The sequence below is a fragment of the Paenibacillus harenae genome, assembly GCF_030812415.1.
Lineage (GTDB): Bacteria > Bacillota > Bacilli > Paenibacillales > Paenibacillaceae > Pristimantibacillus > Pristimantibacillus harenae_A.
The window spans coordinates 581,367-593,590 of record NZ_JAUSST010000003.1 but is presented as its reverse complement, the minus strand read 5'-3'; the positions used below and the strand labels follow the sequence as shown (position 1 = coordinate 593,590).

The following is a 12,224-nucleotide window of genomic DNA, read 5'->3' as shown; positions in this document are numbered from 1 at the left end:
ATTAGTCCCATTAGAAAAAGTTTGTGCTAATATCCAACATAGCTCGTTACGCACATAGAGTCTCCAATTACGAAAGGACCTCAACCCCCACTGTTCCGTTGGGTTTGAGGTCCTCTTTATTACCGATAGTCTTACTGGACGCGATGCACGCCTACAATTTCAAGCGTCTCTCCTTCGATGAAGATGGTAACCGTTACTCTTTTGGTTGTGCCGTTATTGTAATAAGCGGTAAATGTGAAAGTCAGCGGTCCATCGGCAAGCTCTGCCAATGCGTCATCCCATAGCTCGCCGCCCCAACTTGTCCCGCTTCCGTCCATTTTGGACAATGCTACCGTATATTTGCCCATTTTCACTTCTACACGATCAGCCTTTGTAGCCGTTCCTGTTAGGGTTGTTGAGGACTCCAGCATGAACTTCTCGCCCGCCCAGAATACGCCGTACCCACGAGGCGATTCCGGATTGCCGCTTTTCTTCTCATTAAATACGCGGCGATGCTCGTCCCATAGATCCGTATGCTTCACTAGTCCATTTACTGAAAGAGGAAGCACGTTTATAGACTTCGCAACCGTAACCGTCGGTGCTTTGCCGTCGCTTACCGTCATTTTCATCGTCCAAACGCCCATATCAACCATTCGGAGTGTTGGTGCCGTGCTAGAATATGGCGAAGTTAACGTGTAACTGTAGTTGGTCTTCGTTCCTCTGGGGCTCACCAACTCATACGAGACGGCTAATGAATCGTTGTCAGCATCGCTGACGATTGACCTGAATTGCACCGTATCCCCTTCGTATAGAGGCTTCGGCGACCAATCGAAATCAGCAGTCGGCGGTCGGTTATTGACGACCTGAACCGTCTTGACGACCGTCTCCACATTACCGTTCGGCGTTGTGGAGCGCCATTCGAACGTATACGTACCGCTTGGCATCGTGCCGACTTTCAGACTTCCCGCCCAGTTCTTTTGCCCATATCCTACCGTGCTGGCAGTTGTAGGCGTAAGTGTTACGCTTTTCTGATAAGAAGTGCCTTTGAAAGCTGTGACGGTAGTCGTTGTCGGATACTTCGTTGTTGCAGCTACCAGTTGGTACGTATCCTTGACGACAAGCGTAGTTACATCGTTCGCAGGAGGTTCACCCGTTACAGCATCTATTCGAGCAGCTAAATTTATTGGCGTCACAACGCGGACGTCGTACGTATGAGCTGCCGTTGAGCCTGCAACCGAGCCGTTGGCGCGAATAACGAATGAATAGTTTCCGTCCGGCGTCGTCGCGGGTATCGTAAAGCTTTCATTTGCCCAGCTAATATCGTTGCCAGACTTTGTACCTGTGTAATAGGCAACGTTACGCGCGATTTGCGTTCCCATCGAGAAGGCAAGCGATATCGAGTATGGATACCTCGTCCAGAGCTCATGAGCAACAAGTCCTTCGCTTGCAGGAATGCTCGTTAACGAGAAGCCGCTATAGGAGGTAGTCAGTTTGCTTTTGAACTGAACGGGAACGGTGCTTGGCAATACGAATGTTCTTTGAATAGGATCGCTCCACACGCCCTCTATATCTTGAGCAACATAATCCAGGACGTACGTACCTGGCGGCAGCTCGTCAGGAATTCTAGTGAACACTTCTCCTGTCGTCCGGCTCGTAAACTTTATCGTACGGTCTTGTATACCGCGATCCGTAGCAGCTCGGGTAATATTGTGGTCGAGGTCATAGCTCATATCCACCCACGTTGTTCGGTACGTATTTGAAGTTGCGAGGTAATCGAAATCCAGCGTAACTTCCGCTATCGGCTTACGATGTACAAAAACCTCAATGGCACTTTCATTAGAGAAGTAATCATATCCTGGGAAGTTCGGGTCAGTTGTTGGCTGATCCTTTATTTTACGATAGAACGTGTATTTCCCTGGTTTATTAAAGGTTACGACCGATTGATATTGCTTCCAGTTGCTTCCCAGCTTCGTCGATATTAGCGATTGCCCGGCAAAGGTATCAAAGCCCATCGAATTATCGTAATGGTTCGCATCCTGCGTGATCTGCAAGAAGTCCGTAGATGCCGGCAATGGATCCCCTTCGTAGTCGAAGGAAGCCGTTACGGTTTCGATCTGTTCTCCAAGAAGCTTCAACACTTTCGGTATTTGCGGATTGCTCTCCGCAATATACGCAATAACATCCGCAATGATTTGGTCAATCGTTTTATCATTCAGAATGTGCTTTTCATGCGGGATTTGAGCTGCCATGTCATTGCTGCCAACCAGGATTAGCTTGGCATTTTGCTTACTCATGAGGTGTTGCAGATCCGATAGCTCGGAGACTTTACCATCTGAAATATAGATCACATATTTTGACGGCACAGCCCTCATAAACGAAGCGTCATACGGCTGCCGAATATCCTTGTAAACCGTACCTGAGTAAAAGCCTGTATAGCTATCCTTTTGGACCATTTTGGGCTCCCACACGTCTCGCGTCCAATAAACCGTACCCGAATAATTCGCTGTCCAAGTATTAGTGCACGATCCGTTTGGCGTACCGCCGCTGGATGGACAAGAACCGCCAGCAGACTGTCCCGTCCTGCTCAATGTTCCTGAATACTTTCCATCACTGTATGACTTACTCCCAGGACATGTTGACCTGGATGTTTGGCTTGAATAATTTCCGTTTTCGTCATAATAGGTAATAACATCATTTGTACAAGAATCGGTAGCCGTTTTTGAGTCTGTTACGGATACATACTTCCCCTCATCCACGCTATACGGCGCATTGGATACGCTAGTTCGAGACAGTGTACCGCTATAGCCTCCAGTGGTTGTATGCTGGATTGTTGATGGCGGATAGCTGCCACCTGTCCCTCTTGTCGTGCTCGCCGATTGATCATACGTATATGTCTTCATGTCCCAGATTCCGATATTGCTCATCATATTGCTTTGTGTAAAAGTGTTGGTGAGCGTTACCTTTTGGTTTTTAACGTAATCCGTCGATGCTTGCGTCAGATTCTTATCGAGCAGGAAGAAAACGTCCATATCGGGCTTCTCGGTCGGCACATCGATATATAAGTCGGAAGCCGGCGCGTAGTTATCGATGAAGAAGTGCGTTTTCGACGTATTGGACTTATCATCGGTTGCTGTAATGAATTCCATCAACCGCTCTTCGTTCGTACCCTCTTTTGCTTCAACGACAATTTGATATTGTCCCAGCTTGTTCAGCTTCGGAAGCTCTGTAACGTCTCCTGTACTCTCAAATACCTTCGTATCAAATACGCCTTGGTTTTTGGAGTCGAAGAACACCTGCAGCTTCTTCTCTGCAATATAATCGCCATCTGTACTCTCGACTTGGTAGTTGAGCTGCAGCTGCTCTAAACGGCTAATTTGATCGCCATAGGCATGTGCGATTATAACAGGCTTGTGATCTTCGAGAATTTCGTAGTCGACAAGATACGGATCGCTATACCGAGTATACGATTTGCCGTTATGGACAATTACTCGTTTGGCCGCGATGCTGAGCTGGTAATTGCCGGTCGATTTGTACATATACATTTTCTCGCTTAAATTCTTTTCGCAATAACCGGTCCGACACTTAAGATTTGGATCTGCGGCATTCACAAAGCTGAAAGACGTGATCGTGAGCGGCGCTTGCTTCTCTGTCCATTGATCATTGCTTTCCTTCGAGCGGTCATAGGCGTGAATCGTTCTGTTCTCTTTATACAATCCATCTAATGCGATGGCCACTCGAGGCTTCGTCTCGTGCACCACTACATGCCGGCTAAAGATCGATTCCGTGCCGTCCGGCGCGGTATACGTAACGAGTACATTTACAAGCCCAATCTGTTCCTCTCCGAATATATACTCTCCCTTGAAGAACGAATCTGCATCGATCTCCGTACCGTCTACCGACACCCGCTTAGTAAAGCTTTCGAAATCCACAGGCTCGTCGCATGGTTTATGCGGGATGTATGCAGGCGATCTCTCCTGGACCGGCATCGGTACAACATCGTACCAATCAAAGGCAAACTCGACATCCGGCATAATATACTGTGGCGGTGCTGGGTCCGTATCCGTCCCTGGTTTTATAGAGTCACAACCCGCTATGATCGATGGTGGAATCGATGTTTGAACAACTCCTATATTCTTTGTTGCAACGGAGCTGTTATTGCTTGTTTGATCTTTGTCTATGATCGTTTGCTTGACTGTAAATGACTTTCCGATCACTTCATTTACAGATTCATTTGGAAATTTTGATGCAATGAAGTCGTACAAAAACTTAGTTACTGCTGCTTGATCCAAGTAACCTGCACTCGGTGCTTTTACTTCTGGAATCGCAGGATTGAATGTTTTTGTCGCCTTCGTGCCGTCCTCTGTATTCGTAATCTCGAATGTGTAGTAATCCACGTCTTTGCCATAGGATGAATCTTGATACATAATAGCCTTTTCTAAAAAGGTCGATTTCTTTATGAAGGATATTTGTTCCGCAACACTAAAATCTGAAGACATCGGCCCGTTTGTCGGTTTGAACTTCAAATTAAAGTGACAGCCTCCATCCATTTTGGATGGATTCGTTTGCGTGTGATTGTTGTAATATACCGTTGTTGTGGCGTTGATATCGTTAGAGTTATTTGTACCATAAACCCACTCATCCGGATTAGACTTGTCTAGTTTATCCGTATCGATGGTCAACGTAATGATGCCGCTGGCCGTGTTATCCTTCGTAACGACTCCACTATTCTTGCTGGAAGAAGCAAGCTTAAGCTCTTGATTATTCTGATCCATAACGGATAAATGCCAAAACGCTATGTCTTTTCGTGTATAAAACATCGTTTCGTATTGCAAGTCTCCGATTTTCGTTGTGTCATCGAGAGAACCGGTGATTTTCACCTGCACATTTACGGTCCGTTCTTTCCCAAGTGGAATAGGCTCGCCGTTTACAGATTCAACTTTACATGCTGCTCTTGATGGTAATTTTTCTCCTGGATCAAGTTTCTCCATTGGAAATGACTGATACCAGATGGAGTCTGTATCCCAACTAAAATGGAACATCCTGCCGACTCCTGCTTCTCTTGTCGTAGGGCTTTGTTCGATAGCAAAATAGTTACGAAGGTCATTGTAATTATCACTTCTCGACAACACTTCGTATCGATTTGAGTACGACACTCCTTTATAGATATTAAAATCGAGTGAACGGTCAATGTTTTCTAATACTTTTTCAAATTTTTCAAGCATAACATTCTCATAAAAACCAAGCTGATTCCTATAGACATATCCAGGGCTAACAGGTTTATAGATATAGCTTGACGGCAAGCTATCCCACGGCTGATAGATCCAATGTTTATCTACTAGTTTCGTGCTAGTTGAATCGTCTCGTACGAGCCAGTTGTTGGAGTAGAGTGAGCCGTCTTGAGTGTATCCTAAGAAACGATATTCCCCCCAAGTCATATTCCCCGTAACTCCATCTTCACCATAGAAATGTCCTTCATTTTTTCTTACCGTACTGTAATCCCCAGGCTGCCAGCCTTTTGTAAAGTTCTGTACATTTTTGTGGACAGTCTCTGGAGTCCCATATACAATAAATCTCATTTGTCCACTACTACTTACAGGAGTAGTTCCACTCGATGCACTATATACGCCCCACTGCTGATGATAAAATTTTGAATTAAACTTATAATTTTTATCATTGCATGGTTTAATTTCGGGTGGAATTGGTCCATCAACATCCGGATTGTATTTGCACGTATTTTTTTGACCATTTATATAGTCAGGTGTTGGAGTAGAAACAGCAGCTGCAACGCGATCCGGATCGATAATTAGTGTGCTGTATGATGCTATTAAGCACAGAATTAATATGTATGGGACTAACCCCTTTCGTTTCTTCAAAAGTACACCTTCTCACAAAAATTAGTATTTCAATGTCAGTGTGAAAATATCTTTTTCTGAAAACAGTTCGAACTTTCTATTATTGAACGTAAAATCAACAGGTTTAGAACCTAGTGTCTTTTCTAATGCCACTACTTTGGTTTTCAATTCTACCCCTTTGCCATTGCCAGCAAACAAATCCAACAGTGCATCAAAATAGGTAGCTGCGTATGGCATTTTTTTGTTAGCTGGATAAGCTATCCCCATTCTTCTCGATGTACCCATAGCGACACCAACAGATAAATCCATTGGAGTTACTTTGTCGAATTCACCCATACGAACAAGAAAATCATTTTTGTCCGCAGTTTCTTTACTCTCGTATACCCCGAAACCTGGACCATCTTGACCTACATAACCTTTCGTAACGTGCTTTTCAGCAAGAGCAGCCATGCTGTTATACATGTCGTATTTGAACTCGTCGCTCATCAGATAGATGTTTCCATTTACTTCGACGTAATATTGTCCAGTTAGATTAGGTTTATATGGCGTACGAAGCGTTTTGTCGCGTAATCGTTGTACCATAGTAAGCGCTTCTGCGCGGGTTACGTATCGTTGAGGATAAAAGTTACCCTCAGGATAACCAGCCATGATTCCAGCTAGCAACACATGAGCGCGATAGTTTTTGACCGAAGTATTCGTGAAATTATTGAAGTCTTTTAGTCCGCTGTTTGTAGTTATAAGCTCTGCGTAGTATGGATCAGGAACGTTTTCGTATTTCTTATACCACAAACCAAGAAGATACGAAGCTTGTTCTCGCTTAATTTGCTTCTTATAGACAGCGTAATTTTCAGGAAAAACTTCATCAGAAGTTGATAAAAAACTTATTTCGTAAAGCAGATCAATAAAAGGTTTTGCCCAATAGCCAGTTTTAGCTGGCTTAAAATCAAAACCTTTTCTCACAAGTGAACCAAGCTGCATTGCAATATCAGGTCGGATGTCTCCTAACTCTAATATCCAATCCATATCAAATTCCGTTTTGCCGTTGGTAGTCGTCGAAAACGCCTTAAGCATCATGACGACAAATTGGTCGGCATTAACCACATCATTAGGCCGGAACGTCCCGTCCGGAAACCCATTGATTAGCCCGCTATTATACGCTTTAATAATCTCATCCTTCGCCCAATGCTTCTCAATATCCGAAAACGGAAGTTTGGCTTCGGCAGCTTTTACCTTAGGTGTAGAGTCAGCACCAACAAAACTAACTCCAACGATTAGGGCCAATGCGATTGCCAGATTGACCATTTTTCTAAACACACCAATTCCCCCTCGTTTACTTCAAAAATTCGGTCAGTCTCGTTAAGATAGCGACCGCCTCTGCCCTTGTTACCGGATTGTCAGGCTTAAATGTTCCATCGGGATAGCCATTAAAAATACTGTAGTTGCTGACAAGTCCAATCGCATTCTGATATTCAACCGAGAGCCGCTTCACATCAGTGAAGCTTGAAGGCTTGTCCTCCGCCTTGACCATTCGCATAATGTTCGCCGCGAGCAGCGCTACATCTTTCCGCTTGAACGGCAATGCAAAGTCCTTTTCCGTCCAGTTCGAGATCACGCCAAGATCATTCGCTGCCTTTATGTAAGGCTGTGACCAATGGACCGCTCCATCTCCAGCGCCAAAGCTGTACTCCAGAAAGCTCAGCTCCTTGCTAACTTCTTCATCGGTAACTCGCCAACGAAAGGATATCTGCCATTGCCGGTTGCCGTTCGGCAGTTCTTCTGTCAAGGACAAAACGGCCATTTTAACAAACGCCTCGCCCGTCACGGCATCGTTCGGTCCAAACCTCCCGTTTCCATACCCCGATAAAATCCCTCTCTCAACGAAAGCTTCAATCGCCGCCCGGGCCCAATGGACCGAAACATCCGAGAAAAGCGGCAGATCGATTTTCAAATTATAATAAGATTGCTTTGGCGCATGAATAGTGAAAACATACTTCCCCTTCGGTGCAGATTTAACGGAATAGGCGTTTGTCCAATACGCAACGCCTGCGGAATCCGTCTTCTTCGTGCTTATGGCACTGCTCACGACTCTGCCATCAGGCATTCTCATAGACGATCCGAAGCTCCCGTCATAACCCTCGAGCTCATAAGAAATATAAGCAGCCTCTTCAAGCAACTCATATGTTTTTGTAATGACGACTTTCTCTGCTGCAGATGCAAGGCCTCCGCCCACATTGATCAGCATCCCTGCAGCAATGAGAACTATCGCGATCTTCATCAGAGGAACTTTATACCATTTCTGCCTCATGCCAACTAACTCCTTCCTTTGCTCGCGCACCAAACCTGAAAATAATCGCTTAATCGACACAAAATACAAAAAAGCACGCCTTTCCCTCGGGCCGAGGGAATAAGCGTGCTTCGCTATTCTTCGTTCAAACTTTATCTAATCCGATATTACTTCACTTGGAATTGTCTGTCAATACTTGCAGCGGCTTATGTTTAAACAAAGGAACGAGCAGCAGCATGCCAAGGAACATTAGAGTACCGGCGACGGAATAGATGCCAACGAGCGGGAAAACCTCCTTCAACTCGCCGGCTACGAGTGTCATCAGGACCATCGTTCCCATGAACATCGGGCTAAGAACCCCGTTAACCCGGCCAACGTAAGACTCCTCGGACCATTGCAAAATCATCGTGCTGATGCCGATCTGTATGCAAGGGAATCCAAGCCCGTTCATGAATTGGAGCCCGAGCGTGAGCGGCACGCTTGTCGATATTCCCATCCCGATCATGCACAGGGAGCTAAGTAATATGCCGATCGCCAACAGCTTCTGCGGTGATATCTTTTTCGCTAAAACCATAACGGCGCCACCGCCGATGAGCATTGCGATTCCGTTGATCATAAGCATAAACTGAAGGAAATCCTTCGTCTGGCCTAACCGTTCGATGACGACGTACAATCCTAACGTCTGGGCGATGCCGACTGCAATACCAGCCAGTGCGAACGTGCCTCCGAGCGACTTCAGTACCGGACTTCTCCACACGTACTTCATACCTGCCTTCATATCGCTCCATATCTTACTGCTTGCCTCAGACTCCGATTTGACGATCTCTTGATCCCGCGGAATGCGGTATAGAACAAGAGCCGACAATAGAAAGGCAACGCCCATAACGCCAATCGAAACCTCGATGCCGAAGTTTTGGTACGTAATGACGCCGAGCGATGGACCCAGCACCATGAATATAGCAACCAGCGTCTGGAACATCGCCATCGCCTGCTGCAACTGCTCGGGTGCGATATGCTGCTTGAACAGCTTCATCGCCGAAGGTTGCGAGAATTGAGATAAAATAGCCGATACGAACGTAGCAAAATAAACCATATGCCAAGTGCCGTACAACAGCGTAATGAGCACGACGAATACCGATAACGCGGACAGAAAGTCGCACCATATCATCGTTAGCCGCGGCTTCCATTTATCCGCGAACGTCCCCCCGATAAACGAAAAGACGAATATCGGCAAAAACTCGACGAAGCCTATTAATCCGACCGCAGACGGATCGTTATTCGTTTGGTCCGTCACGTAAAACAAAATCGCGAAATTCCGTACCCAAATACCAATTTGAAGCAGCACGTTGGATAATATAATCGTTTGGTAAAACTTATTGCGCAGCAGCCCTCCTGCGGGCGCCGCGGCAGCATTTGCAGACATCTTGATTAACACTCTCCCTTATTCCTTTTATTGCTCGGCTGACTACCTACCCTCAGAATTCTTATGATATCCTCTTTCTCCGTAGGGCTGAAGCTCTTCCATCCACCGCTCCTTTAACCGGTCAACCTCGCGTTTGTACTTGCGAACGACATCGCCAGCCTCCATTCCTTCGGCCAAGAAAACGTCTTTATAATCATAACGGACCTCATGATCGAATTTAACGGTCTCGAGAACGAGATATGTGAATCGGTCGGCGCCAAACTGCTTCCATTCGCGCTGCAATTCCTTATTCATATGCGATCCGAGTTCGAGAATAAATTTTTCTTTGTTCCACAGTCCTTCCAAATTCGTCGAGCCGCCGATAAACAGTCGACCATTGGCCTCGTTTTTGATTTGGTATATGCCCATCGTGCGCTCCCGCTCCTGGTACTCTGACACCAGCTGCTTGCGCTTCTCTTTATTTCGATCCATGCTCTTCATTCTCCTTCCACGTTCTTCCTATTCCTTCACCCAATATTCACTGCAATCGTCTTCGCGGTCCAGAAAACCGTATTCAATCAGATAACGACGCAGCGTCACATAATCATCCTCCCAAAACACGCGAAGCTGCTCATTGACTTCCTTCTCCTTGTACTTTACACCGCTCTTGAAGAACGAGGCAATATGCCGCAAAATAACGATTTTTCGCTTTTCCTTGCGCGGGAAGGATGCGAGCGGACCGGCTGGTCCATTCGGAAAATATTGCTTCATCAGACTTGCATTCTCCGTTTCGGTTACCGCGTATCGCTCATCGACTTGAGTCGCCGTCCGATGAATCGGAACGAACCTGGGCGCATCCACCGCGCCGCTATCCATCAGTTCCATGATCGCGAGCAGCAGCTTCGCTTGCTTCGCCTTCTCCTTCAGCACGAAGCGATGATTGCGGATCGTCGATGCGCTGCCTGCCCCCGTCTTCTTCACGATTTCATTATCAGACAAGCCTTCGGCAAAATCACGCACCAGCTCCTTCTGCAAATCCGTCAGACCGGTCGCCTTCTTGTCTAACCCCAGCAAATAAGTCAGCATCGAACCGTGCATCGCCTGAACGTGTTGAGCGGCGAACTTGCGCGCCTCGTACCATCGCCCCGAATGAGGCACGGCGAACACTTCGCCATCCTCGAAGCTTTCGCCGCAAACAAGGCATATATAGGTTGCCCCGGTCTCATCGAATACGTAACCTTGTTTCATATCGTTTAACGATGCCGACCAGAATCGTTCATTAAGCTCCATTACCAAACACCTCATTTATACGTTTAGTTTATTTATAGACATTATATTAATTCGTTTGGTTTAAATCAAGACAAAAATTCATTTTGTCTAGTTTTGGCTGAAATCCGCGCATGAGAAAGGACCATCCTCGGCCAGCATGCCGGCCAAAGACAGTCCTCTACTATTCCTCTTTTATTTGCGATCCTTCGGAAGCAGAAGCGCAAGCAGGCCGAGTACGAGAAGCGCACTGCTAGCCACAATAACTTCCTCGAGAGAGTATACAACTGCAAAATGTCCAAGCACGACCGAGCCAAGCGCTCCCATGCCGAAGGCGAGACCCGTTATTAGTCCAGAGGCTGTGCCTACTTTATTCGGCATTAAATCCTGGGCGTACACAACGCTGACCGAGAAGCCGGATTGCAGCACAAGACCAAGCACCGCAATTACCGGATACACCCAGCCCAGCGGCAAATGCGGCAGGATGAGCGCGATCGGAGCTGCGCCGAGCAAGGAGATCAGCATCATCTTCTTCCGGCCGATCCGATCCGCAACCATTCCGCCAAAGAAAGTACCTATAACCCCGGCAGCCATGAACAGAAATAACGGCACTTGAGCGCCTTTCGTCGATAGACCGTACTGCTCTTCCGCATAAAACTGATAAAAAGTACCGATGCCCGCCGCGTACCATGAGCGAGCGAATACGACAACGAACAGTATCGTCAGAGCGAAAGCTACGGTTCGCTGACTGATCGGAGCAAATCCGGTTCCGCCCGCCGCCGAGCCGCCTCTCTTCTTCGGCAATTGGTCCGCATGCGCCGCAAGCTGTGCGGAATACCACGGCACAACCTTGAATAAAACGGCGATCGCCGCCGCAGCGAGCAGCATGCCCCAAGCTGCGCCCCGTTGCCCCAGAGGGACGAAGATGAAGATTGTCATCAGCGGCGCTAGCGTGCTGCCGAAGTTGCCGCCTACCTGATAGATCGACTGCGCGAAGGCTCGGCGATTACCCGCCCCCATATGCACGACACGCGATCCTTCCGGATGGAATACCGCAGAACCCAGCCCGACGAATACGACGGACAGCAGCAGCAGCCAGAAGTTAGGCGCGAAGGCTAGACCCGCCATCCCCGCCATGCTGCACAACATGCCGAGCGGCAGCATCCACGGCATCGGCTTTCTATCGGAGACGAGGCCGACAACGGGCTGCATGACGGACGACGTCATATTAAGAGTGAAGGCGATCCAACCGATCTGACTGTAGTTCAAGTTCAAAGAATCTTCGAATATCGGAAACAATGCCGAGACAACAGCCTGCATCGAATCGTTCAGCAAGTGAACCGAGCTTATTGCGAATAAGATAGAATATACGGTTGCCGATCTAACGGCAGCGGACTTCGTGTCCGCTTGCGTTTGCTGCCCTGACATGATGATAGGACCT

7 protein-coding genes and 1 pseudogene are annotated in these 12,224 nt (G+C 47.2%); all 8 read right to left on the bottom strand.

What is annotated here, in order from left to right; all coding sequences use genetic code 11:
* Positions 1-131: 131 nt before the first annotated feature.
* Positions 132-4,751 carry a hypothetical protein gene (locus J2T14_RS12725; protein ID WP_307471287.1) on the bottom strand — a complete coding sequence of 1,540 codons (4,620 nt, stop codon included), beginning with the start codon at positions 4,749-4,751 and terminating at the stop codon, positions 132-134.
* 228 nt (positions 4,752-4,979) lie between these two features.
* A pseudogene (locus tag J2T14_RS30890) lies at positions 4,980-5,555 on the bottom strand (Athe_2463 domain-containing protein); the annotation flags it as partial.
* Positions 5,556-5,873: 318 nt separating this feature from the next.
* Complete coding sequence (locus J2T14_RS12720) at positions 5,874-7,145, bottom strand: S-layer homology domain-containing protein (protein WP_307471285.1); 1,272 nt, start codon at positions 7,143-7,145, stop codon at positions 5,874-5,876.
* 16 nt (positions 7,146-7,161) lie between these two features.
* Positions 7,162-8,136 (bottom strand): S-layer homology domain-containing protein, encoded by a 975-nt coding sequence (locus J2T14_RS12715; RefSeq protein ID WP_307471283.1) that lies wholly within the window; start codon positions 8,134-8,136, stop codon positions 7,162-7,164.
* 151 nt (positions 8,137-8,287) lie between these two features.
* A complete protein-coding gene (locus J2T14_RS12710) occupies positions 8,288-9,538 on the bottom strand; it encodes an MFS transporter (RefSeq protein WP_307202557.1) in 1,251 nt (416 codons plus the stop codon).
* Between the two features lie 42 nt (positions 9,539-9,580).
* The gene (locus J2T14_RS12705) at positions 9,581-10,009 is read right to left on the bottom strand and encodes a GIY-YIG nuclease family protein (RefSeq protein WP_307202559.1); all 429 of its coding nucleotides are present in this window, start codon (positions 10,007-10,009) and stop codon (positions 9,581-9,583) included.
* Between the two features lie 27 nt (positions 10,010-10,036).
* Positions 10,037-10,807, bottom strand: a complete 771-nt coding sequence (locus tag J2T14_RS12700; protein WP_307471281.1) for a DUF2087 domain-containing protein — start codon at positions 10,805-10,807, stop codon at positions 10,037-10,039.
* 171 nt (positions 10,808-10,978) lie between these two features.
* Positions 10,979-12,211 carry an MFS transporter gene (locus J2T14_RS12695; RefSeq protein WP_307202562.1) on the bottom strand — a complete coding sequence of 411 codons (1,233 nt, stop codon included), beginning with the start codon at positions 12,209-12,211 and terminating at the stop codon, positions 10,979-10,981.
* Positions 12,212-12,224 lie beyond the last annotated feature (13 nt).

What these genes read in the sequence shown, in the direction of transcription:
- J2T14_RS12710 (WP_307202557.1), bottom strand. Translation starts at nt 9,538, where the DNA reads ATGTCTGCAAATGCTGCCGCGGCGCCCGCAGGAGGGCTGCTGCGCAAT.
- J2T14_RS12715 (WP_307471283.1), bottom strand. Translation starts at nt 8,136, where the DNA reads ATGAGGCAGAAATGGTATAAAGTTCCTCTGATGAAGATCGCGATAGTT.
- J2T14_RS12695 (WP_307202562.1), bottom strand. Translation starts at nt 12,211, where the DNA reads ATGTCAGGGCAGCAAACGCAAGCGGACACGAAGTCCGCTGCCGTTAGA.
- J2T14_RS12700 (WP_307471281.1), bottom strand. Translation starts at nt 10,807, where the DNA reads ATGGAGCTTAATGAACGATTCTGGTCGGCATCGTTAAACGATATGAAA.
- J2T14_RS12705 (WP_307202559.1), bottom strand. Translation starts at nt 10,009, where the DNA reads ATGGATCGAAATAAAGAGAAGCGCAAGCAGCTGGTGTCAGAGTACCAG.
- J2T14_RS12725 (WP_307471287.1), bottom strand. Translation starts at nt 4,751, where the DNA reads ATGGATCAGAATAATCAAGAGCTTAAGCTTGCTTCTTCCAGCAAGAAT.